This window comes from Hyphomonas atlantica corrig. (assembly GCF_017795365.1).
Taxonomy (GTDB): Bacteria; Pseudomonadota; Alphaproteobacteria; order Caulobacterales; family Hyphomonadaceae; genus Hyphomonas; species Hyphomonas atlantica.
Window position 1 is genome coordinate 1,790,731 of record NZ_CP051254.1, and the last position, 21,709, is coordinate 1,812,439.

21 protein-coding genes are annotated in these 21,709 nt (G+C 60.4%); 14 read left to right on the plus strand and 7 right to left on the minus strand.

From position 1 onward, the window contains the following. The 9 genes from HF931_RS08855 to HF931_RS08895 all read left to right on the plus strand — a co-directional run bounded on the left by HF931_RS08855 (nucleotide 1) and on the right by HF931_RS08895 (nucleotide 8,111). The gene (locus HF931_RS08855) at nucleotides 1-453 is read left to right on the plus strand and encodes a cation:proton antiporter subunit C (protein ID WP_272981614.1); all 453 of its coding nucleotides are present in this window, start codon (nucleotides 1-3) and stop codon (nucleotides 451-453) included. Next, nucleotides 450-1,979, plus strand: coding sequence for a monovalent cation/H+ antiporter subunit D family protein (locus HF931_RS08860; protein WP_051602932.1), 1,530 nt, complete (start codon nucleotides 450-452; stop codon nucleotides 1,977-1,979). The genes HF931_RS08855 and HF931_RS08860 overlap by 4 nt, the downstream gene beginning before the upstream one ends. Then, nucleotides 1,979-3,487 carry a monovalent cation/H+ antiporter subunit D family protein gene (locus HF931_RS08865; RefSeq protein WP_273239706.1) on the plus strand — a complete coding sequence of 503 codons (1,509 nt, stop codon included), beginning with the start codon at nucleotides 1,979-1,981 and terminating at the stop codon, nucleotides 3,485-3,487. The genes HF931_RS08860 and HF931_RS08865 overlap by 1 nt, the downstream gene beginning before the upstream one ends. Next, nucleotides 3,484-3,930 carry a hypothetical protein gene (locus tag HF931_RS08870; protein ID WP_273239708.1) on the plus strand — a complete coding sequence of 149 codons (447 nt, stop codon included), beginning with the start codon at nucleotides 3,484-3,486 and terminating at the stop codon, nucleotides 3,928-3,930. Before HF931_RS08865 ends, HF931_RS08870 begins: the two co-directional genes overlap by 4 nt. Next, nucleotides 3,930-5,693 carry a Na(+)/H(+) antiporter subunit D gene (locus HF931_RS08875; RefSeq protein WP_273239710.1) on the plus strand — a complete coding sequence of 588 codons (1,764 nt, stop codon included), beginning with the start codon at nucleotides 3,930-3,932 and terminating at the stop codon, nucleotides 5,691-5,693. The genes HF931_RS08870 and HF931_RS08875 overlap by 1 nt, the downstream gene beginning before the upstream one ends. A 147-nt stretch (nucleotides 5,694-5,840) precedes the next feature. Beyond that, on the plus strand, nucleotides 5,841-6,257 hold the full coding sequence (locus tag HF931_RS08880) for a Ros/MucR family transcriptional regulator (protein WP_273239712.1): 417 nt from the start codon (nucleotides 5,841-5,843) through the stop codon (nucleotides 6,255-6,257). A 142-nt stretch (nucleotides 6,258-6,399) separates the two neighbouring features. After that, entirely contained in the window at nucleotides 6,400-6,900 is a 501-nt protein-coding gene (locus HF931_RS08885; protein WP_273239714.1) for a PAS domain-containing protein, read from the plus strand. Nucleotides 6,901-7,106: 206 nt separating this feature from the next. Continuing rightward, nucleotides 7,107-7,451: a helix-turn-helix domain-containing protein gene (locus HF931_RS08890; protein WP_035555675.1), complete on the plus strand. Its 345-nt coding sequence runs from the start codon at nucleotides 7,107-7,109 to the stop codon at nucleotides 7,449-7,451. 3 nt (nucleotides 7,452-7,454) lie between these two features. Next, nucleotides 7,455-8,111 carry a hypothetical protein gene (locus HF931_RS08895; RefSeq protein ID WP_273239716.1) on the plus strand — a complete coding sequence of 219 codons (657 nt, stop codon included), beginning with the start codon at nucleotides 7,455-7,457 and terminating at the stop codon, nucleotides 8,109-8,111. On the opposite strand, the gene HF931_RS08900 is transcribed toward HF931_RS08895, so the two are convergent. Then, nucleotides 8,075-8,509 carry a SufE family protein gene (locus HF931_RS08900; protein ID WP_273239718.1) on the minus strand — a complete coding sequence of 145 codons (435 nt, stop codon included), beginning with the start codon at nucleotides 8,507-8,509 and terminating at the stop codon, nucleotides 8,075-8,077. The genes HF931_RS08895 and HF931_RS08900 overlap by 37 nt on opposite strands. An 88-nt stretch (nucleotides 8,510-8,597) precedes the next feature. Continuing rightward, complete coding sequence (locus HF931_RS08905) at nucleotides 8,598-9,575, minus strand: hypothetical protein (RefSeq protein WP_035555683.1); 978 nt, start codon at nucleotides 9,573-9,575, stop codon at nucleotides 8,598-8,600. Nucleotides 9,576-9,694: 119 nt separating this feature from the next. On the opposite strand from HF931_RS08905, the gene HF931_RS08910 reads away from it, so the two are divergent. The 4 genes from HF931_RS08910 to HF931_RS08925 all read left to right on the plus strand — a co-directional run bounded on the left by HF931_RS08910 (nucleotide 9,695) and on the right by HF931_RS08925 (nucleotide 13,832). Then, entirely contained in the window at nucleotides 9,695-11,338 is a 1,644-nt protein-coding gene (locus HF931_RS08910) for a sensor histidine kinase (protein ID WP_273239721.1), read from the plus strand. Further along, entirely contained in the window at nucleotides 11,338-11,688 is a 351-nt protein-coding gene (locus HF931_RS08915) for a DUF1491 family protein (protein WP_273239722.1), read from the plus strand. Before HF931_RS08910 ends, HF931_RS08915 begins: the two co-directional genes overlap by 1 nt. Before the next feature lie 91 nt (nucleotides 11,689-11,779). Continuing rightward, on the plus strand, nucleotides 11,780-12,154 hold the full coding sequence (locus HF931_RS08920) for a hypothetical protein (protein ID WP_155842034.1): 375 nt from the start codon (nucleotides 11,780-11,782) through the stop codon (nucleotides 12,152-12,154). A 79-nt stretch (nucleotides 12,155-12,233) separates the two neighbouring features. Beyond that, nucleotides 12,234-13,832 (plus strand): peptide chain release factor 3, encoded by a 1,599-nt coding sequence (locus HF931_RS08925; protein WP_273239724.1) that lies wholly within the window; start codon nucleotides 12,234-12,236, stop codon nucleotides 13,830-13,832. Here HF931_RS08925 and HF931_RS08930 read toward each other — a convergent pair. The 5 genes from HF931_RS08930 to HF931_RS08950 form a co-directional block, all read right to left on the minus strand. Beyond that, entirely contained in the window at nucleotides 13,829-14,260 is a 432-nt protein-coding gene (locus HF931_RS08930; protein ID WP_273239726.1) for a PAN domain-containing protein, read from the minus strand. The genes HF931_RS08925 and HF931_RS08930 overlap by 4 nt on opposite strands. A gap of 61 nt (nucleotides 14,261-14,321) precedes the next feature. Then, on the minus strand, nucleotides 14,322-16,151 hold the full coding sequence (locus tag HF931_RS08935) for an ABC-F family ATP-binding cassette domain-containing protein (RefSeq protein ID WP_420537735.1): 1,830 nt from the start codon (nucleotides 16,149-16,151) through the stop codon (nucleotides 14,322-14,324). A 23-nt stretch (nucleotides 16,152-16,174) separates the two neighbouring features. Further along, nucleotides 16,175-16,849, minus strand: coding sequence for a pseudouridine synthase (locus HF931_RS08940; RefSeq protein ID WP_273239729.1), 675 nt, complete (start codon nucleotides 16,847-16,849; stop codon nucleotides 16,175-16,177). Next, nucleotides 16,846-17,886 (minus strand): methyltransferase, encoded by a 1,041-nt coding sequence (locus HF931_RS08945; protein WP_273239732.1) that lies wholly within the window; start codon nucleotides 17,884-17,886, stop codon nucleotides 16,846-16,848. Before HF931_RS08945 ends, HF931_RS08940 begins: the two co-directional genes overlap by 4 nt. Before the next feature lie 56 nt (nucleotides 17,887-17,942). After that, nucleotides 17,943-19,964 (minus strand): transglycosylase domain-containing protein, encoded by a 2,022-nt coding sequence (locus tag HF931_RS08950; protein ID WP_273239733.1) that lies wholly within the window; start codon nucleotides 19,962-19,964, stop codon nucleotides 17,943-17,945. Nucleotides 19,965-20,175: 211 nt separating this feature from the next. On the opposite strand from HF931_RS08950, the gene HF931_RS08955 reads away from it, so the two are divergent. Continuing rightward, nucleotides 20,176-21,705: a flavin-containing monooxygenase gene (locus HF931_RS08955; protein WP_273239735.1), complete on the plus strand. Its 1,530-nt coding sequence runs from the start codon at nucleotides 20,176-20,178 to the stop codon at nucleotides 21,703-21,705. Nucleotides 21,706-21,709 lie beyond the last annotated feature (4 nt).

Consider the following 21,709-nt stretch of genomic DNA (forward strand, 5'->3'; position numbering starts at 1 on the left):
ATGCTTCTCTTCATTCTTGAACGCGCAAACTACTGGGCAATCATCGGCCTGATGATGATTGGCCTCTACATCACGTTTGCTTCCGGAAACCTGATCAAGCGGCTGGTCGGCCTGTCCCTGTTCCAGACCTCGATCTGTCTGTTCTATGTCACGCTCGGCATTGTTGCCGGGGGCACGGCACCGATCCTGATGGATCCGGACAAGCCGGGCGGTCATGGTGGCGACCGCGTGGCAGATCTGGCGAATGCCTATTCCAACCCGCTGCCGCACGTTTTGATGCTGACGGCGATCGTAGTGGGCGTGGCGACGCTTTCGGTCGGACTGGCGCTGATCGTTCGCATCCGCGAAGCCTATGGCACGATCGAAGCTGACGAAGTGCGCGAGATCGATATGGAAACGGCGATCGCGCAGGAAGCCGAACAGGCAAAAGCTGAGAAAGAGGCGCTGGCATGATCGAAGCGATCCTGGATATGGCGCCGCGCTGGGCGCTTTTGCACGCGCCTGCGCTGCTCATCATGGTGCCGTTGTTCCTGGCGCCGCTGCTGGCCATTCTGCCAAGCGGTCGGCTGTCCTGGCTGATCAGTATTTTCGCGACTGTATTTGCACTGTTCTGCGCCATGATCCTGGTCGGGCAGGTACAGGCGTCGCCGGTTGGCGTGGTCGGCTATGATGTCGGCAACTGGCCGGTGCCGATTGGCATTACGCTCCGCGTTGATGCGCTGAACTCGATGATCCTGTTGCTGGTCGCGGCGATTGGCGTGCTGGCGACGATCTTCTCATGGCCCACTGTGAAAGCCGAGATTCCGGAGCGCAAGCATCCGCTCTTCTACTCGGCTTTCCTTGTCTGCTTCGCGGGCCTTAGCGGTGTGGCGATCACGGGCGATGCGTTCAACCTGTTCGTCTTCCTCGAGATTTCGTCGATCTCCACCTATGTGCTCGTCGCTCTGGGAGCAGGGCGGGACCGCCGTGCGCTGCCGGCGGCGTTCAACTATCTCATCATGGGTACGCTCGGCGCGAGCTTCTACATCATCGGCGTTGGCTTCCTCTATTCTGCCACTGGTACGCTGAACATTGCGCAGATCGCAGAAATGCTGCCAGAGCTGGCAGGCAATCGCAGTGTTGAGGCGGGCTTTGCCTTCATCATCGTTGGTCTTGGCCTGAAAGCGGCTGTCTGGCCGCTGCACCAATGGTTGCCGAACGCTTATGCGTATTCGCCGAGCTTCGTGACGATGTTCCTGTCGGCCACGGCGACCAAGGTCGCGCTGTACGCGCTGATCCGGTATCTGTTCACCGTGTTCCGTCCGGAATTCGCCTTCGAGCAGGCAACCTTCACTTACTTGCTGATGCCGCTTGGCCTTGCCGCGATGATCACATGCAGCTTCCAGGCAGTCTTCCAGACGGATGTACGCCGGACGTTGGCTTACTCTTCAGTTGCGCAGGTTGGCTACATGATCCTTGGCGTGTCCGTGGGCACCGTCGCGGGCGTTAGCGCCGGCCTGTTCCACCTGCTGAACCACGCCATGATCAAGGGCGCGCTCTTCATGGCGGTGGCCGGTGTTGTGCTGACCTTCCAGGGCACCACCATTCGCGACTTTGCGGGCCTTGGCCGCACCGCACCGTGGACCATGACGGGCTTTGCAATCGCAGGCCTCTCACTGATCGGCGTGCCGCTGACGGCTGGTTTCCAGTCCAAGCTGCAGCTTGGCTATGCCCTGTTTGATCAGGGCATGTGGTGGGCTGTCGTCTTTGTTGTGTTCTCCAGCTTCCTGGCGGTGATCTACATGGGCCGTATTCTGGAAGCGATCTTCTTCCGGCCTCCGATCAACCCGCGCAAATCGCGCAAGGAGGCCCCCATCCTGTTGCTGGTTCCGCTCTGGATCCTGGCACTGGCGAACATCTATTTCGGTATCACGACCGAACTGCCGCTCGGCCTGGCGCGTGACGCTGCCGCCGCTGCGTTCGGACTGGAGGCCTTCTGATGAGCTCTGAGCTGTTGATCTGGGCCGCTTTGTGCCTGCCGCTGCTGATTGCAGCGGGAATTGCCATCACCGGCGCATTCTCGAATGTGCGGGAAGGTGTAACCCTGACCGGCGCGACCATCCTGTTTGGGGTCGTCATTGCGCTGGCATCAAAAGTTTCAGCGGGGCAGGTGCCCGAGCTGTATATCGGCCAGGTCGCGCCGGGGCTGGACCTCGCGTTCAAACTGGAGCCGCTGGGGGCGCTGTTTGCGCTGGTCGCATCGGGCCTGTGGATCGTGAACTCATTCTATTCCATCGGCTACATGCGCGGGAATCGAGAGCGGAACCAGACACGCTTCTACATCTGTTTTGCCATCGCTATCTTTGGCGCGATGGGCGTTGCGATGTCGGCAAACCTGTTCACGCTCTTCGTCTTCTATGAAGTGTTGACCCTGTCGACCTATCCGCTGGTCGCGCACAAGGGCGATGCGGCGGCCAAGCGCGGCGGGCGCATCTATTTGCTGACGCTGCTGGGCACGTCCATCGGTCTGTTCCTGATGGCGCTGATGTGGACCTGGGCACTGGCCGGGCAAAACCTCGACTTCGTGCAGGGCGGGTTGCTCGCCGGGTATGACATCGACCCTGCGGTTGCCACAGCGCTGCTGATCCTGTTCGCATTCGGTATCGGTAAGGCGGCGTTGATGCCGTTCCATTTCTGGCTGCCGAACGCGATGGTCGCGCCAACGCCGGTATCGGCCTTGTTGCACGCTGTTGCCGTTGTGAAGGCGGGTGTCTTCACCGTGATGAAAGTGTCGATCTACATTTTCGGAGAAGACCTTCTGAACGCGACACCAGGGCGGGAATTCGTGCTGTGGGTGGCGTGCTTCACCATCATCGTCGCGTCCCTGATTGCGATGACGAAGGATAATCTCAAAGCGCGGCTAGCCTATTCGACGATTGCGCAGCTTTCCTACATCACGCTTGGCGCGATGCTGGCCACGCAGGCCGGGTTCATGGGGGGCGCGCTGCAGATTGCGGCGCACGCAGTTGGCAAGATGACGCTGTTCATGTGCGCCGGTGCCATCTATGTCGCCACTGGCCTGACCAATATTTCGGACATGAAGGGTCTTGGTCGCAAGATGCCGCTGGTCTTCATCGCCTTCTTCATTGCCACCTTGTCCATTATCGGCATTCCGCCGATGGCCGGCGCGTGGGCGAAGTATGAGCTGATGCAGGGGGCCATCGACCGCGGAACGGATTTCGTGCCGTGGGTGCTGATTGGCTCGTCGCTGCTGAACATTGCCTATCTTCTGCCGATCCCGATCCTGGCATTGATGCCAACACCGGGAACGCCGGAACCAAAGCCGTTCAAGCGGCCGGGCGGCGCGCCGTTCTTTACCGTGGCTGCGCCCGTCCTGACTGCGGCGCTGTGTGTGGTCTTGTTCTTCCTCGTCGGACCGTTGGCGGACTTCCTGTCGCCCGCGTTTGAAAACCCGACATCTTCTGCCTTCGTCGGAGGTCAGCCATGAGCGATAACACGCCCAATGATACCCGCGATGCCAGCGGCCGCTTCGTGAAACAGGCTGCTGAGACTGCGCATCGTCTGCACACACCGTCCGAAGACGGGGTGCATCCGATCTCGAAAATCCTGTTCGGCTGGACCGAGGCAGAGATCACCGGCACCGCCATTTTCTGGGGCGTCGGCATCCTGTCGGCTTTCCTGATCGTGGTCGATCTGGCGGTGGACCGGCATGAATATGTTCACATGGCGGAAGCGACCGGGTTCTACGCACTCTGGGGCTTTGCGGCATTTGCCTTTGTGGTTCTGATGGGCTGGCCGCTGGGCGGCCTGTTGCGTCGCAGCGAGGACTATTATGGCGATCCGGGCGGACCGCCTGCGGATATTGACCCGGATGTCCCCGCCGCGCCTGACACTTCCCCGACTTACCCAGACGAAGGAGACGAGCTCTGATGACTGGCCTCCTGTCTCTTCTGAACCCGGGTTGGCTGCTGATTGCGGTTGGCCTTGTGGCGCTGTTCCTGCCCATGCGGAGGATTCGTCAGGGCCTGACGATCGCCGCGCCGATTGCGGCGATCCTGCTGGTCTCGCTGGCGGATCGGAACATCAATCTGTTGACGGCCAATGCGCTTGGCCTCGAAATGGTGCTCTACCGGGTCGATAATCTCAGCTACATTTTCGGGCTCGCCTTCCTTCTGGCGGCGCTGCTGAACGCGATATATGCGTGGCACACGGATGACCGGCTGCAGGACGGCATGTCCATCGCCTATGCAGGCGCTGCGGTCGCCGCGACTTTCTCTGGCGACATGATGACTCTGTTCGTGTTCTGGGAACTGACGGCGGTTACATCGGTGTTCCTGATCCTGAGGGCAGGGACACGCGCAGCTTACTTCGCCTCCATGCGGTATCTGGGCGTGCAGATCCTGTCCGGTGTGCTGCTGCTGGCCGGTATTGGCTATGTCTACCAGTCTCGCGGTGATCTCTCGATTTCGGCCTTTACCAGCCTGAGCGAGCCGGGGGCGATGCTTGTCTTCATCGCGCTGGGCATCAAGGCGGCGTTCCCGTTCCTGCACAACTGGCTGCAGGATTCCTATCCGAAGGCCACCGTGGTGGGTGCGGTTGTGTTGTCCGCCTTCACCACGAAGCTCGCCGTCTATGCGTTTGCACGCATGTTCCCGGGCCAGGATGCGCTGATCTGGATTGGCGCCGTGATGACGGTGTTCCCGGTCTTCTTCGCCGTTATCGAGAATGACCTGCGCAAGGTTCTCGCCTACTCGCTGAACAACCAGGTCGGCTTCATGATCTGCGCTATTGGTGTCGGCACGGCGGGCGTGGGCAATGCGCTCGCGCTGAACGGTGCAGCAGCGCATGCTTTCTGCCATATCATCTACAAGGGCCTTCTGTTCATGAGCATGGGCGCGGTGCTCTATCGCACCGGCACAACCAAGGCATCCGAACTTGGCGGCCTTTACAAATCCATGCCGTGGACGACGATCTTCTGCATCATCGGCGCAATGTCGATTTCGGCCTTCCCGCTCTTCTCGGGCTTTGCGGCCAAATCGCTGACCATGAGCGCCGTCGGCAAGGAAGGCCTGACCGTGGTCTGGCTGATGCTGTTGTTTGCCTCCGCCGGTGTGCTGGAGCATTCGGGCATCAAGATCCCGTACTTCGCCTTCTTCGGCCATGATAGCGGCAAGCGCGTCAAGGAAGCGCCTTTCAACATGTTGCTGGCGATGGGCCTTGCTGCCTTCATCTGTATCGCCGTGGGCGTGCCGGCTATCGTGCCGGGCTTCGGCTATGAGTGGCTGTACAATCTGTTGCCATACCGCGAAGAGGCGATGGCCTATCACCCGTTCACGCTGGATCATGTGCTGACACAGATGCAGTTGCTCGTTCTGGCCATCTTCGCCTTTGTCATGCTGAAGCGGCTTGGCTGGTACCCGCCTGAAAAGCCGGGCGTGGTGCTGGACAGCGACTGGACCTATCGCAAGGCTGGCTATGGCCTCGCGACATGGACAGGCACGGTCTGGCAGAAGGTGGGGCCCGCATTGACGGCGATCTTCTTCAAGCTGACCGGGCGCGCCTATAACCGGATCGAAGCCGCCTTCAGCCCGAGAGGGGAGCTGGCCCGCGGCGGTCTGGCCACAGGCATGGCGACCTGGACGGCGATATTGCTCGGATTCGTGCTGCTATTGTCTTTCATCACGGCCGGGTAATCAGGCACCGGTTGAATATTCGCGTGCGCAATCAGTGTGCGGGATTCCGCATTCTGTAATAAACACTGCGATTTGTGCGTGAATGTCTCGTAATAATACGCTATCCCCGAGAAGTTGATTGCAGAAGCATGACTTAAGGGGCGCGTGATGAAAGACACCGCGAATCCGTCAGAAGACGGGCACCACCTCATAATGCTGACCACGCAAATCGTGGCGGCTTATGTCAGCCACAATCGGATTGAGGTGGCGAATTTGCCCTCCCTTCTGAAGGATGTGCACGTCGCGCTCGCAGGTTTGCGGACCGTGGAACTCGATCCTGTTGCGCCTCGCCCCGCTGTTCCTGTGCGAAAGTCCGTCGGGGAGGATTATCTCGTTTGTCTGGAAGACGGGCTGAAGTTCAAATCCCTGAAGCGTCATCTGCGCACAAAATACGACATGACGCCGGAAGAATACCGGGAAAAATGGAATCTGCCGCCAGACTATCCGATGGTGGCGCCGGGCTATTCCAGACAACGGTCAATGCTCGCCAAGAAGATGGGGCTCGGCAAGTCTGAGCGGGAATAGTATTCGAGGCTGAATACTTTCGTTTCACATCCGAAATGAAAGCATTTGGCAAGAATGGTTAAGAAAAACTCACCAAGACTCTTGATCCGCGACTCCACTCGCGCGATAGGTGATTCTATCGAATCACCTGGGGGTGACTGAAATGACCAAAGCAAAAGTGTTCAAGGGCGTGACCGATTCGCAGCAAAAGCTGATCGAATATTGGTGTGGCCTGCGCGATTCGCGCGGTTCTGTGCGACGCGATTCGATGGATCCAGGCCAGTTCCGTTCCATGCTGGCAAGTATTTCCATTGTCGAGTTCGACCAGGCCGGAAACGGCCGTTTCCGAATTGCCGGCTCTCGCCTGCGCGAGATTTTCGGCATGGAGGCGCGCGGTCGTCAGATCGAGGAAGTTCTGGGCGAGCATGGCGAAGCCTATTGCCTCGGCCTCGCCGCAGCGTTGGAGCGCGGCGCACCGGTTGGCGGCGTGATCGAGCAGGAAGATGGCCGGCTGCACGCCTGGGTTCGTCTGCCGCTTGCCGGGCCGGATGGCTATCTAAGCCAGGTTCTCTGCCATGATGAACTCGTCCGCCCACGCGCCCGCAAGGATGCGCCGCAAGCCGGGCAGGACCGCATGACCGGCGGACAGGGCATCGCGGCCTGATCACTTTCTGATCCAGCGAAGACCCATGAAACGGCGTAGCCCCACCGGGCTGCGCCGTTTCATTTTGCGGTCTATCCCCTGAACTCCTGCGCCCATCCCCGCCGCAATCCCCAAGGATTACGGGACTTCAACTTGTCGGGATAGGAAAGTTATCCTACACCGCTGGAAAGCGGGTAGTCTGTTGCCTGTCATCACAGGAGAAAGACATGCAGGATTTCGATCCCCAGAAAGACGAGGACAGGGCCTATCTCGCGGCTGCGTTGACGGCGTATGCGCTGGGCCTGAAGACCGAGGCGATCCTCAGCCGCCAGCGCCGCTCGCCGGCCGAGGCGCGGGGCCGGCAGATTGCCATGTATTTGCTGCGCACGGCGCTGGGCATGAGCCTCAGCCGCGTGGCCCGCGTTTTCAATCGCGATCGCACGACGGTCGCCCATGGTTGTAACCAGATCGAGGATTGCCGGGACGATCCGGATTTCGACTTGTGGATCGAACAATTGTCCGTCGGCCTGTCCAGCGTGGTCGTGCTGGATGGTGCGCCGGTGGAGGTCTGAGGCATGGCGCAGACAAGGTTGCTGACCGAATACAGATTGCGGCCCATCTTGCGGCGCGGCGGCATTGCGGCTCCCAGAGGTGACAGTTTCTGCGTCTATCGTGGGCGCGACACGCGGTACCAGCTTGTCGGCTGGGTCTCACCGCACATCATTGGGCGCTTGCGCAGGGAAGGGCAGTTGAGTGCGCCGGAAGATTTCCCGGAGCGGATCATCTGGCGGCGCGGCGCGTCACCGGATCCAGTGGTGCAGGCCGTTCCTCCGCCTCTGGACAAGGTAAATGTGCCCGGCCAGCCAAGGGGGCTGGCGCATGACTGGCTGAGAGCAACGGAGCGGGCGCGAGAGAAAGCCGCTGCCGGTCGCTATCAGGATGAGTTCACACGCGCCAGCCAGCCGATGGGGGCAGGCCGTGAGCGGGCGAACCCGCGCGAGCGAGAGCGGAGGGCGCTTCCTCCCGCGCAGCGTCTGGCCGCACTGGAAAGTGATCTGGGTACGGTCTGTATGCGTCAGCTGGAAGACTTGATCATTGATCGCGCGACGGAGTCAGCCCTGTGCATGCGTTGGGGCATGGAGGCCGAAACAGTCAGGGCGATAGCGGGGACGGCGCTGATGCGGTTGGCGCGAGCCTACGAATTGGTGCCAGCAGCAGAGAGCCCTGCCTGAGCATCCTTGTTGATGCGTTCCAGCATCGAGGCAAGCCCGTTCGAGCGCTGCGCCGTCAATGCGCCGCTGACCCCGATTTCATCCAGCAGGGCCTTGGCGTCGAAGCGGGTAATCTCGTCCAGCGCTGCGCCGGAATAGAGGCGGATCAGCAAGGCAATCAGGCCGGAAACAATCATCGCGTCCGACTCGGCGCGGATCGTCATCTGGCCGTCTGCCAGATCTGTCACCATCCAGACTTGAGAGGCGCAGCCCCGCACGCGCGTTTCTTCCGTGCGCTCTTCCGGGGAAAGCGGCGGGTTCGCCTTGCCCAGATCAATGATGTGCGCATAGCGCGCTTCCCAATCGTCCAGCCAGGAAAACTCTTCGCGAATATCGTCAGCGGTTTCTGCAATCGTCATGACCGCCAAATGGGGCATGTCACACAAAAAAGAAACCCCCGGGGCCACTGAGGACGCCGGGGGCGAGAGAGAGACTTGTGTTGACTGGCTACTGGTAGACGCCGCCAATGCATTGTCCCACGTCGGCAAGCGCGTGCTCTCCGATGCAGAACGGAACTTCATATTGCTGGTTCGCTGCGGCAACGCATTGCTGCAGGTTGAGATTGGCCATGTTCAGGCAGCCGCGCGTTTCGCGCTCAGCCATTGCAGAATTGACCTGGCTGGAAGACGAGGCCGTTTCGCCAAGGATGCGGTAAGCTGCGAGCGTGGCGATCTGGTCTGCCACGGGCTCCTTGCCGTACTTCACCTTTTTCTTTTGGGTCAGGCCGAGGCCGGATGTGACTGCCGCCGGGAAGCGGATGGCGTCTGCCGCGCCGGAGACATTGTCCCAGAGCGACGGCGCGCCAACGCGGCCTGCGCCGGCCAGAACGCTGTCGATGTCAGATGCTGCGAACGCAGAGATCAGGGGCTGGCGAGCAGGAGTGCCGACGGTCTGGATGCTGTTGAGGCGGTTGGCCTTCGCGCCGGAATTGCCGATCTTCGCCTTGGCCCAACCAGAGCCCTGAAGGCTGTAGGCCTGTTCCTTGACGTAGGCGGCTGTCGCGCTGAGTCGCTGGCTGTCGGCTTCTGTCGCAGCAAGGGACATGCTGACCGCATTGTCGCCGCCGCTCAGCGTGCGGGCATAGCGCACATCATTCTTCAGGCCGGTCAGCAGGACATCAGAGCCGTAATAGCTTTCGATGTCGCGTACTGCGGCGCGGTATTCAGGATCCTGAGACGCGATCAGGGCGGAATAGGAGATCCAGCCTTTTGACAGCTGGTCTGGATTGTGACCGCCGAGAGTGTTCAGGGCCGTGTCGATGTCATTGGCCGAAGCGAACGGCTTCTCTTTCACGTCGGTTACGTCGGACTGGTATGTCCCGTAAACAGCGGCGGATTCAGAGATCGGGTCCGCGGACTGCGCCGATGCCCCCATTGCCATTCCCAGGGCAATCACCGCAGTACCGATCATTCTGATGGATTTCATGTGCAAATTCTCCCTCACGCGTCACGCGACACTGTTGCATGAACTTCCCCACATGGGGAACCTCACCTTGCCTGCTGGACACATTACAAATACAGCAAGACATGCGTGACACAGGCAGAATGCCTAACGAATATCACCGGGGTGTTAACGACTTGCCCGATCTGGCGCGAAAGAGATTACAGTTCATTCATCTCGTCTGGCTGGTGCTGACGGGGGGAGTGGGTCTGGCTGCGCTTATCGGTGGCACAGCTGATTCGGCGCTGCTGGCAGGTTTGGTGATGGCGGCGCTGCCGGGAATTGTGGGCGCAACCTTGTTGCACGAAAAGGTTCAGGCAGACGATCTGGTCGGGCCGTTTCTGGTGATCGGCTGGACGCTGCTGGCCATGCTGGGGATCTCTGCGACGGGTGTGACGCTGTCGCCGCTGACCATATTGTTCGCGATTGCGCCGCTGACGGCGATGAATCTGGAAAAGCCCGGCATGGCAGCCGAAGCGGCGATTTTCAGCGCCTTTGCGTTTCTTGCGGCTGCGGTGATGGTGCGAATAGGCCTGTTGCCGCCGGCAAACCCCACCAGCCTGTATCAGGTGCCTGCCATGCTGCTCGCCTTCGCGGCGCTGGTAATGGTTGGCCTGCTGGCGTGGAGTTTCATGCATGCCCGCCAGGAAGAGGCCGCCTTGCCAGTAATTGCGCCAGAGGCCGTGATCCCCGTTCGGCAGGATCTCAGCCTGCCCGAAGAATCCGGTCTGCTGCTGCTCGATGTATCCGAGTTTGGCCGCATCCGAACCCTGAGTGGCGACATGCTGGGGCTCGACGGCGTCAAGGCGGGGGGCTTGCTGGCCAGCCTGCTGCAGGACGAGTCTGAACTCAGCCTGTTGAAACCTGCCAATGGCCGCACGCATGGCGAAATCACGCTGAAGAATGGTCGCGACGTGGCCTTCGTTGCCGAGGCGCATGATGAGGGCTCGATCCTGGTGTTGCGCGATCTGACGGAAGTCCGGGCGAGCACGCTGGAAACGCGGTCGCGTCTGGAAGAGGCCGAAGCGCGCCTCAGGGGGCGGACCGCGTTTTTCGCTTCACTGGGCCATGATCTGAAAACGCCGCTGAACGCCATTCTCGGCTATGCCGACATGATGCGTGCTGGCATCCGCGGGCCGATGCCGGAACCCTACAAGGACTATCCCGAGATCATTCATGAAAGCGGACAGGATTTGTTGCTGTTGGTCGAAGACATTCTGGACCTCGCCAAGGCCGAAGCTGACCGCCAGCGCCTGGAGCCGGAGCCCGTCGATCTGACTGCCTCTGCGCAATCGGTCCTGCGCCAACTGGAAAACCAGGCCGAGCGGGCAGGTGTGAAGCTGAAGCTGAAGGCAACACGAGAAGTCTGGGCCGAGGCTGATGCAAGAGCCGTCCGCCAGATCTGGCAGAACCTTGTGTCCAACGCCATCAAGTATTCAGCCTCTGGCGGCACTGTCACGCTGGATGCGCGCGACGAAGACAATGCCACTGTGCTGAGCGTGACAGACAAGGGCACGGGCATGTCACCCGAAGATGTTCGCAGCGTGCTGGAGCCGTTCTCTCAGGGCAGCAATTCCAAGGGACGCAAGGGAACAGGGCTCGGCCTCGCGGTCGTCAACTCCTTCGCGCAATTGCATGGCGGCCAGGTCGTCATTGATTCCGCACCCAACAAGGGCACGAAGGTCGAGGTCAGCCTGCCGCGCGCCAATCCTGCAGACATTCAGCCGCTGGAGGATGCGGCAGAGTGATGATGGACAGGCTGCCGACGAAGGTCTGGGTGGATGCGCTGGTTCGCCGGGCGCAGGTCGCAGGCGCGGCGGCGTTTGTGCTGCAATCGGGCGATGAGGAGCGCGGCGACGTTGTGGTGAAGGTCGCCTGTCTGGACGGCACTGCGGCGGTCTACACGCCGAGCATGAACATGGAAGGCGACCGCGTCTTCCTGAACCTGATCGTGCAGGGGATCGGCCCGGAGGAGGCGGACGTTGACGCCTATGTTCGCAAGGCCCGCGACCGGGACCGCGACCTGTGGGCCATCGAGATAGAGGATCGCGATGGGCGGCACTTCCTGACCGAGCCGGTTCAGGAACAGCTGGACTGAAATTTTCAATCCATTGCTTAAGACTAGGTAGCCCTTTGTTAACCGTGTGCGGGCAGCTTCCGGCCATAAGCTAGCTGGGGCGCGCGACATCATGCTTTTCCTGTTGAACGATCAGATCACCGAGATCGAAATTCCCGAAATGCACCTTTCCAGGAGATGGAAGTCTCTCGGGTGTGGGGATCCTTACGGAATGCGGGCGCGAGAGGCGCTCAACTTCGCCAGCCGCGTGGTCAGCGAGCATATGAAAGAGCATATCCCGCTGGAGGATTCGCTGCTTCAGGATCTGGGCGCGCTGATCATCGCCAAGACCGGCGCAAATGCGGTTCTGTTCCCGAAATTCGGCGACATGATCGGAGAGCCGCGGCTGACCATCCTGCCGGAAACCGTGCTGGCCTCCCTTCGGGATCGCCACCGCCGCGAAGGCAAGGTACCGAATGTGGGCGAGATCTGGCCGAACGCGGCCTGACCTGATCCTGATACTGGTGCTTCAACAGATGCGCCAAATGGGCTAGGGCCTCTGCCCAGCACGAAAGAGCCCAGATTACATGTCCCATGAACAGGAAGCCGCCCGCCGGCGCACCTTTGCCATCATCTCCCACCCGGACGCCGGTAAGACGACGCTGACGGAAAACCTGCTGCTGGCAGGTGGAGCCATTCGCGCAGCTGGCGAAGTCGCTGCGCGTGGGCAGGCCCGACGCACGACGTCTGACTGGATGAAGATAGAACGAGATCGCGGCATTTCGGTTTCCGCCTCCGTGATGACGTTTGAGTTTGACGGTCTTGTTTTCAACCTGCTCGACACGCCGGGACACGAGGACTTTTCCGAAGACACGTATCGCACGCTGACAGCCGCAGACTGTGCCGTCATGGTGCTGGACGCCGCGAAGGGGATTGAGCCGCAGACCTTGAAACTGTTCGAGGTCTGCCGCCTGCGCGATATTCCGATTGTGACCTTCATCAACAAGATGGACCGCGAGGCACAGGACCCGATCGCACTGCTGGATGAAATCCAGGACAAGCTGCAACTGGACACGTCGCCGCTCTACTGGCCAGCGGCCAGTGGCCAGCGCTTCTCGGGGATGATGGACCTGCACAAGCAGGAGTTCTGTGTGTTCGAGCGCAAACCGGGCGAGGCGCCGAAGATTGGCGAATCCGAGCGTATTGCGGGCGACGAAGCCAGTCTCAAGAAAGCGCTCGACGAAAGCGTGTTCGAAGAACTTTCCGAGGGCGCAGAAATGGCAACCAGCCTGTTGCCGGAATTTGATGAGCAATCCTTCCTGGACGGACATATGACGCCGGTCGTGTTCGGATCCGCCCTGCGTCATTTCGGTGTTCTTGAATTGCTCCGTACGCTTCACGCCTATGCGCCGCCTCCGCGTGACCAGAAGGCGGAGAAGAAGGGCGAGCCGATCACCGTGCATGCGTCTGACAAGCCGGTCTCAGGTTTTGTCTTCAAGATCCAGGCGAACATGGACCCGAACCATCGCGACCGTGTGGCCTTCCTGCGCCTGTGTTCTGGTGAGTTCAAGCGGGGCATGCGCCTGAAGACGACGGCGGGCAAGCAACTGAACATCCACAATCCGATGATGTTCCTGGCGCAGGACCGCGAGATTGCCGAGACGGCCTATGCGGGCGACGTGATCGGCGTGCCAAACCACGGCCAGCTCCGCGTGGGCGACAGCCTGTCAGAGAACGGAGATATCCAGTTTGGCGGAATCCCGAACTTTGCTCCGGAATTGCTGCGCCGCGCGCGTGTGAAAGACCCTATGAAAGCAAAGCATTTGCGCAAGGCTCTGGAAAGCCTCGCGGAAGAGGGCGTAACGCAATTGTTCAAGCCGGCTATCGGGTCTGACATGATTGTCGGTGCCGTCGGTCAGCTGCAATTCGAGGTGATGACCGAGCGCGTTGCCGCCGAGTATAATCTGGAAGTCGTGTTCGAGCCCGCGCCCTACAATGTCGCGCGCTGGCTCAGCTGTGATGATGACAAGGTGCTGGAAGCCTTCCTGGACAAGAACAAGTCCGCCAGCGGAACGGATCTGGATGACGCGCCAGTTTATCTGGCCAAGAATGCCTGGGATGTTGGCTACGCTCAGGAAAAGAACCCGGACATCCGCTTCACAGCCACGAAAGAACGCTTGCTCTAGGTCGGATCTGTCGCGACCAGCGGTTCCGGCTTGTCGCTCGGCGGAGAGGCGAGGTCTGCGCCGCCTTCCAATTCGTCCGTGTTTTGCAGCACAGGCTGAAACTGGTTTTCGTGCATGGCCGACAGGCCGGACGTTGCGCGCGGATTATACTCCACCTTGCCTGCGCCGCGTTTCAGTTCACAGCGCGATGCGCCGCCATCAAACCCGGCCATATAGCTCCACGCCACGCAGGCGCTGCGCGTGTCACATAGCTTCTGGCAATCGCTGGCCGTGGCGGTGTTCGTGAATTCATAGGTCGCACCATAGCGGTATATGCCTGTGGCTTGTTCGCTGGCGATCTCAACCGGGGCTTCAGCGGCGACATGATTGTCGCCAATCGCTGGCAGGTTCAGGCAGGCAGCAAGCAGCAGGGCAGACACGATACGCATTGGGCAGGACTCCATCCGTCTTGCGGAAGAGACTAGGTGCGCGGTCTTAAGGAATGGTTGTTCAGGACCCGGCCAGCGCTTCGCGCTTTTCTTCGATCTCCAGCCATTCCATCTCGATTTCGTCCAGCTCGTCGCGCGCGGCGCCGATCCGGTCTGATGCTTTGGCAAAGCCGTTTGGGTCTCGCGTGTAGAAATCAGGATCGCTCATCTTCTCTTCCAGCGTACGGATCTCTTGCTGCAGCTTCGGGATCAGCGCATTGATTTCCTTCTGGCGATGCTCATCCTTGTATGAAAGCTTTTTCTGCGGTTTCGCGCGGACTGCATTGTCTGCTTTCGGTTTTTCCGACTTCTGAACAGGGGCGTCCGACTTGCGGAAATGCTTCAGCTGGTTCTGCGCGTCGCTCCAGCCACCTGCCGTCACGACCCATCTGCCGTCGCCGACCGGACAGAGGCAACTCGTCACCGTTGCATCCAGGAAGGCCCGGTCATGGCTCACCAGGATCAGTGTGCCATCATAATTGAGCAGCATGTCCTCCAGCAGCTCAAGGGTCTGCATGTCGAGATCGTTGGTCGGTTCGTCCATAACAAGCAGGTTCGACGGCTGCGCCAGGCCGATGGCGAGCGCGAGACGATTGCGCTCCCCGCCCGAAAGCGCGCCAACCGGCTGGCGTAGCTGCTCTGGCTTGAACAGGAAGTCCTTGGCATACGCCGCGACATGGCGCTGATTGCCCTGAACCATGATGGAATCCCCCCCATTCGGGGCGAGGGCCTCCCACACAGTGTCTGTCGCGTTGAGGGAATCCCGGGTCTGGTCCTGATACGTCACCTGCAGCGTCTTGGAGAGGCGCACATTGCCGGCATCTGGCTCGATTTCGCCGAGCAGCAGGCGGACAAGCGTGGTCTTTCCCGCGCCATTCGGGCCGATGATCCCGATACGGTCACCGCGCAGAATGCGCAGGGAGAGATCATCCGCGATCACGAGGGGACCGTTTGGCGTATCGAACGTTTTCGACAGTCCCTTGGCCTCGATGACCTTCTTGCTCATGGAGTCGCCGGAGCTGACAGACAGATCGGCTGTGCTCTTGCGGTCCTGAAGGGCGCCACGCATTTCGGCATGCTGCACCCGCATCTGTTTCAGCTTTGCAAGGCGGCCCTGGTTGCGCTTGCGCCGGCCAGTCACCCCGCGCGCCAGCCAGTGCTGTTCATCCTTCAACTGAGTGGTCATCCGCCGCAGCTGGCGCTCTTCTTCCACTTCGATCTGTTCGGCCCATTCGTCGAACTTTGTATAGCCTTCCGGGCTTTTCAGAACCTTTCCCTGACGCAGCCATAGCGTGTTCGTCGAGACATTCTCCAGGAACCGACGGTCGTGGCTGACCAGCAAGACGACGCCATTGAAGCCCTTCAGGCGCGCTTCCAGCGCCTCGATCATGGGCACATCCAGATGGTTGGTCGGCTCATCCAGCAGGATCACATCGGGATCGCGGGCGAAGGCGCGGGCAAGGGCGGCGCGGCGTTGCTGGCCGCCCGATAGCGTGGCTGGGTCGGCACCGGCATCGACGCCGAACTCCATCAATTCGGCCTCAGCCATATAGCTGGCCTCCAGCCCGTCTGCCACATAATCTAGAACGGTGTCATAGCCCGCCAGGCTCGGCTCCTGTGCGACAACGGCATAGGTGATGCCCGGTTGGCGCCAGACCTCTCCGCTGTCTGCTTCCACGCTTTCGGAAATGATCTTCATCAGCGTCGACTTGCCCGCGCCATTGCGGCCGACCAGCGCGACGCGTTCTCCTTTGGACAGCGAAAAGCTGACCCCGGTAAACAGGGGTTTGCCGCCAAAGGTCAGGCGAACATCATTCAGGGTAATCAGGGGAGGTTGAGCCATTTTTGCGATGTAGCGTGTGCCGGAGCCGCGCGCTAGGGTGCCAGCGCTGCAATCTCGCCCGGTTTCAGCAGGCGCCATTCGCCTTCGGGCAGGTCACCGAGTTCGAGCGGACCGAAGCGCAAGCGGTGCAGCGTTTCGACATGATTGCCCGCAGCGGCGAACATGCGGCGCACTTGATGGTAGCGGCCTTCGGTGATGGTCAGGCGTGCGCTGCGCTCTCCGGTAACGTCCAGCTTTGCCGGCAGAAGCGGTTTGTCTTCGCCGCGCAGCACCAATGTGCCGCTTGCGAACAAATCACCTTCGTGTCCTTCGAGCGGGCGGGCAAGTGTTGCCTCATAGGTCTTCTCGGTGGACGATTTCGGGGAGATCAGTCTGTGCAGCAATTTGCCATCATCCGTGAACAGGAGAAGCCCGGTCGTGTCGGCGTCCAGTCGCCCGACTGTCGAAAGTGCGGGGCTGCGTTGCAGGAAGCGGGGGGGCAGTAATTCATAGACCAGTCGGCCCTGGTCGGCGCGCGAGCAGGTACAGCCCGCGGGCTTGTTCATCATCAGAACCATGCCCGGCGCAGGATCGAGCGGTTCATCGTCGAAGCGCAAATTGTCGCCTGACCCCGTGACCCGACCAGACCGGATGGCAGCCTCCATTTCCTTACGGCTGCCATAGCCGAGATTGGCGAGATATTTCGCAAGCTGACGATCAGTCTTCATCGCTTCCGCTTCGGTTTCTCCGCGCGGATGATCTTGTAGCCACCGGCGTCTTCCAGCATTTCATGTGCCTTGAAGCATTCGCCCAGTACCTGTTCATAGGGCAGGTGCCGATTGGCGACGAGCCAGAGTTGTCCGCCGGTCTTCAGCGCCTTGGCAGCGGCGCGGATGAAATCCTGTCCGAGGGATGCTGCGTCGGCCCGGCCTACGTGAAAAGGTGGGTTCATCACGATGAAGTCGTACAGCGCCGTGCCTGCATCTTTGGTCGCGTCCGCCCATTGCGCGTCCCAATTGTCAAAGCCTGACAGCGTTTCTGCAATACAGGGCAGGGCGCGATGCTCGGCTTCCAGCAGCGTCATATGTTCCACATGCGGACAGTTCTCGAGGACTTCGCGCGTCAGGAATCCTTGTCCTGCGCCAAAGTCAGCGCCGCGTCCCTTGATGTATTCCGGAATACTGTCTGCCAGTAATTCGGAGCCCGCATCGATCCTGTTCCATGAGAACAGGCCCGGGCGGCTGGAAATGCCACCTTCCATCGGCTGCGGCGCATCAAGGGCTATCCATTCGTTCATCAGAACGGTGTTGATCCGACTGCTGTCTTTGACGGCCCAGAAGGCGCGGCATTTGTTCTTGGACAGCGCTTCAGTTTCGCCGGCGATTTCGCGGAGTAGTTTCTCAATGGTTTTCGAGCCGAGCGTGTTTGGCAAGCAGGCGAGAAGGGTACCGCCCTCCGGCGCATCCCGCAGGGCGCGGGCGAGCAGGGCGCGCGTCTCGTCCTTTTGGCGCGGTGGCAGGATCAGCGTCAGCGGCGCAGCGGGAAAGTGTTCGGCCTCAGGCGGCAGAACCTCGAACCCGGCGGCCTTCAGTGCGTCATGATCCGGCTTGAAACTGTTCTGGCAGACCAGCCGGTCTTTCGGCAGCTGGGACAAGTAGGGCGTCACTTCCGCGCGCAGGAACAGGACCGGCCCGCTCTCAGGCACGCTCACGGCGCCATCTTCCAGAGCCAGCATCAGGGTTTCGTAGACAACAGGATCAAACATGCGCGGTCTTTAGGCGGTTTGCAGGTCGCGGGAAAGGCCCCGCATCATAGCGGCTGTTACTGACGGATAACGCGTACGCCGCTGCCGGTTCGGGAGCTGGACGCCGTGGCGAAGGCCTGGGCCATGCCGCGATAGAACGTAATGCGCTCTTCCGCCGCTTCACTCATCTCCATGCCAACTTCTGCGCCAAGCAGCGGTTCGGGTGGCATGCCGGCATGTGCAATCTCCATGATGTCCGACCAGAGATCGGCAGGCAGGCCACCGCCGGAAACTTTCGCCATCGGGCTGTCATCATCATTGCCGATCCAGACCCCGCCAACATAGGCATTGGAGAAGCCAATGAACCAGGCATCGCGCCAGTCCTGGCTGGTGCCGGTCTTGCCCGCGACGGTCCAGTTGCCGAATTTGGCGCGCTGGCCGGTTCCGAAGGAGGCATTCGTCACACGCGACAGCATGCCGTTCATCTCTTTTGCCAATTCATGATCGAACACACGGTCGCGATTGTAATCCGGCCGCGTATAGAGCACGTCGCCGCGCGAATTCTCGATCTTTTCAATCAGCCAAGGGTCCATGCGGAGGCCACCTGACTGGAATGTGCCGAAGGCGCGGGTGATCTCCCACAGCGACACTTCCTGACTGCCAAGCGCGATGGATGGGAAAGGCTTCAACGGAGTGGTGATGCCAAACCGGCGGGCAATGCCAATGACGCTCTCTTCGCTGGCTTCCTGAGTCAGCTCTGCAGCGACGGTATTGGTGGACCGGGCCATGGCTTCGCTCAGGGTCATCGGGCCAAGGAAACCGCCGCCATAGTTTTCGGGCTTCCACTTTCCGATAGAGAGCGGCGCGTCCTCGAATACGTCATAGGCAGAAAAGCCGCTTTCAAGCGCTGCCGCATAGACGAATGGTTTGAAGCTGGAGCCCGGCTGGCGTTTGGCTTGGGTGACGCGGTTGAACTCGGACTCGGTAAAGTCTCGGCCGCCGACGAGGGCGACGACGCGCCCCTCGCGGTCAATCACGAGCGCGGCGGCCTGGCTCGCCTTTGCGGCTTCACCATCTTTCTCCATCCGCTCATTCAGTTTGGCGTGGATCTTCTGCTGCAGCTCGACATCAATCGATAAGGTCACCACCATGTCGCCCGGCGGGCGGGGCAGCATCAGCTTCACCCGGTCAGCGACGGTATCCATAACATAACCGAGTTGCGGGTCGTAATCCGGTGCATCGATGATGGTGATATCGGTCTCGATGGCCTCGGTGACCTCATCCTGTGTGATAAAGCCGAGATCTTGCATCTGCTGCAGCACATAAAGCTGGCGGGATTTGGCGCCTTCCAGATTATCGCGCAAATTCAGTTTGGACGGGGCCTTGGGCAGTGCAGCGAGGATGGCGGCCTCCGGCACCGACAATTCCTCTGGCGGCTTGCCGAAATAATAGCGTGAGGCAGCATCAATGCCGTAGAGACCCGCGCCGAAATACACTCGGTTCAGATAGAGCGACAGAATCTCGTCTTTTGTGAGTTTCTTCTCCAACTCGCGTGCCAGTTTCATCTCCTGCGCCTTGCGGGAGATGGTCTGGCGGCTGTCCAGAACGAGGTTCTTGATCAGCTGTTGGGTGATGGTGGATGCACCGGACACGGTCTCTCCGGCGCGCATGTTAGACCAGGCCGCGCGGGCGATGGCCGCGTCGTCTGCGCCATCATGCTCATAGAAGCGTTTGTCTTCGGCGGCGATGAAGGCCTGCGGTACATGGTCGGGCAGGCGGCTGACATCGGTCGCGCGCCCATAGCGCGGGCCGCGAACATCCAGCGTGTTCCCATTGCGATCCACGAATTCGATGGCGGGTTCGCGCTTGGCATCCCACAGCTCCGCCACGGGCGGCAGGCTGGGCATGCCGAAGTAGAGAGAGCGCCACTTCCAGAAGGCCCAACCGGCCCCGGCCAGCAGCGCGATCAGCAGGAACAGCATCAGATAACGCCCGGCGCGGGTCTTCAGGAAACCGAAGCGCGAGCGTCGCACCTTTATGGCGCGGGCGCCTGTCGTCTTGCCTGCTTTTGCGGGCGGTTTTCTGGGTGTTTTCGCCATGTGTTCCAGATACCCGAATTCGATTTTTCAACAGGTTAATTGCTTCAGGAATAGGGCAATGAGAAGGCATGGCGTGCAATGTGCCGCCTGCCGCGAGGTCACGCCTTACAATACGGGTATTTCCCGAGTGATAAGAGAGGCACAAACTGGTTCAGTGAAACCAGTATCGACCAGGGCCCGTAAATGATGGCCCGGCACCCCGGAGGAAAACATGCCCACATCACCCGCCGCCACGCCCTCAGAGCATTTTGACGTCCTGATTGTCGGGGCGGGCATTTCCGGTGTCGGGGCGGCCTGGCACATGCGGCACCAGTCTCCGGGAAAGTCGTTCTGCGTGCTGGAAGCGCAGAGTGATTTCGGCGGCACATGGCGCACGCACACCTATCCGGGCATCCGGTCCGATAGTGACCTTTATACATTCGGCTATCGCTTCAAGCCGTGGGAAGGCGCGCCCATCGCGGCGGCGCATGAAATCCTCGCCTATATGGGCGAGGTCATCGAAGAGAACGATCTGGACCAACACATCCGGTACAATCACCGGATCGTTTCGGCGGACTGGTCATCCGAGGGCAAGGTCTGGACCGTCACCGCGAAGCGCTCGGACACGGATGACACGCAGGTCTTCACGGCCGGCTTTCTGTGGATGTGCCAAGGCTATTACAATCATGAGGAGGGGTACACGCCCGAATGGGAAGGCATGCAGGACTTCCGGGGGCAGATCATCCATCCGCAAACCTGGCCCGATGATGTAAACCTCAATGGCAAGAAGGTTATCTGTATCGGCTCTGGCGCGACGGCGGCCACTGTGGTGCCGGCCATTGCGGGCGAGTGCGAACATGTCACGCTGTTGCAACGCTCCCCCACCTATTTTACCCCGGGCCGCAATGTGAACGAACTGGCCGACGCGCTGCGGGAAGAAGGCGTGGACGCGGACTGGATCCACAAGATCATTCGCAAGCGTGTTCTGTTTGATCAGGCGAAATTCACGGAACTGGCCCAGAAGCAGCCGGACATCGTAAGGGCCGAACTGCTGAAGGGCGTTCGCGATCTGCTGGGGCCGGATTATCCCATCGATCCTCACTTCACCCCGAATTACCGCCCGTGGCAGCAACGCATCGCGTTCGTCCCGGATGGCGACCTGTTTCAGGGCATCGCCAGCGGCAAGGCCAGTGTCGTGACCGACCATATCGACCGGTTCACCGAAAGTGGCATCCTGCTGAAATCCGGCGAGGAGCTTCAGGCGGATATCATCATCACTGCCACCGGGTTCAATCTATCCGTACTCGGTGACATTCCCTTCTCGAAGGATGGCCAGCCCATTGATTTCAGTCAGACGGTTACCTATCGCGGCATGATGTTCACGGGTGTGCCGAACATGGCCTGGGTGTTCGGGTACTTCCGCGCTAGCTGGACCTTGCGGGTTGATCTGATGGGCGATTTCATCAGCCGCCTGCTGAAGCATATGGACGACAAGGGGGCGAAGGAAGTGCGCGTTGAGCTTCGCGAGCAAGACAAGGATATGGAAATCCTGCTCTGGATGGACCCGGACAATTTCAACCCCGGCTACATGATGCGTTCGCTCCACCTGATGCCGAAGCGTGGCGCGCATGACATCTGGCAACACTCGCAGGACTACTGGCGCGAGAAAGACGAGATGCCGCTGATCGATCTGGACAGCGAGGAATTTGTCTATGACCGGATGGGCGCAGATGCCCCCGCGAAGGACAAGGCGCTGGCCTGAGCCT

What these genes read in the sequence shown, in the direction of transcription:
- HF931_RS08950 (WP_273239733.1), bottom strand. Translation starts at nt 19,964, where the DNA reads ATGGCGAAAACACCCAGAAAACCGCCCGCAAAAGCAGGCAAGACGACA.
- HF931_RS08910 (WP_273239721.1), top strand. Translation starts at nt 9,695, where the DNA reads ATGCCTAACGAATATCACCGGGGTGTTAACGACTTGCCCGATCTGGCG.
- HF931_RS08915 (WP_273239722.1), top strand. Translation starts at nt 11,338, where the DNA reads ATGATGGACAGGCTGCCGACGAAGGTCTGGGTGGATGCGCTGGTTCGC.
- HF931_RS08945 (WP_273239732.1), bottom strand. Translation starts at nt 17,886, where the DNA reads ATGTTTGATCCTGTTGTCTACGAAACCCTGATGCTGGCTCTGGAAGAT.
- HF931_RS08880 (WP_273239712.1), top strand. Translation starts at nt 5,841, where the DNA reads ATGAAAGACACCGCGAATCCGTCAGAAGACGGGCACCACCTCATAATG.
- HF931_RS08930 (WP_273239726.1), bottom strand. Translation starts at nt 14,260, where the DNA reads ATGCGTATCGTGTCTGCCCTGCTGCTTGCTGCCTGCCTGAACCTGCCA.
- HF931_RS08855 (WP_272981614.1), top strand. Translation starts at nt 1, where the DNA reads ATGCTTCTCTTCATTCTTGAACGCGCAAACTACTGGGCAATCATCGGC.
- HF931_RS08955 (WP_273239735.1), top strand. Translation starts at nt 20,176, where the DNA reads ATGCCCACATCACCCGCCGCCACGCCCTCAGAGCATTTTGACGTCCTG.
- HF931_RS08920 (WP_155842034.1), top strand. Translation starts at nt 11,780, where the DNA reads ATGCTTTTCCTGTTGAACGATCAGATCACCGAGATCGAAATTCCCGAA.
- HF931_RS08940 (WP_273239729.1), bottom strand. Translation starts at nt 16,849, where the DNA reads ATGAAGACTGATCGTCAGCTTGCGAAATATCTCGCCAATCTCGGCTAT.
- HF931_RS08925 (WP_273239724.1), top strand. Translation starts at nt 12,234, where the DNA reads ATGTCCCATGAACAGGAAGCCGCCCGCCGGCGCACCTTTGCCATCATC.
- HF931_RS08905 (WP_035555683.1), bottom strand. Translation starts at nt 9,575, where the DNA reads ATGAAATCCATCAGAATGATCGGTACTGCGGTGATTGCCCTGGGAATG.
- HF931_RS08870 (WP_273239708.1), top strand. Translation starts at nt 3,484, where the DNA reads ATGAGCGATAACACGCCCAATGATACCCGCGATGCCAGCGGCCGCTTC.
- HF931_RS08865 (WP_273239706.1), top strand. Translation starts at nt 1,979, where the DNA reads ATGAGCTCTGAGCTGTTGATCTGGGCCGCTTTGTGCCTGCCGCTGCTG.
- HF931_RS08890 (WP_035555675.1), top strand. Translation starts at nt 7,107, where the DNA reads ATGCAGGATTTCGATCCCCAGAAAGACGAGGACAGGGCCTATCTCGCG.
- HF931_RS08860 (WP_051602932.1), top strand. Translation starts at nt 450, where the DNA reads ATGATCGAAGCGATCCTGGATATGGCGCCGCGCTGGGCGCTTTTGCAC.
- HF931_RS08885 (WP_273239714.1), top strand. Translation starts at nt 6,400, where the DNA reads ATGACCAAAGCAAAAGTGTTCAAGGGCGTGACCGATTCGCAGCAAAAG.
- HF931_RS08900 (WP_273239718.1), bottom strand. Translation starts at nt 8,509, where the DNA reads ATGACGATTGCAGAAACCGCTGACGATATTCGCGAAGAGTTTTCCTGG.
- HF931_RS08875 (WP_273239710.1), top strand. Translation starts at nt 3,930, where the DNA reads ATGACTGGCCTCCTGTCTCTTCTGAACCCGGGTTGGCTGCTGATTGCG.
- HF931_RS08895 (WP_273239716.1), top strand. Translation starts at nt 7,455, where the DNA reads ATGGCGCAGACAAGGTTGCTGACCGAATACAGATTGCGGCCCATCTTG.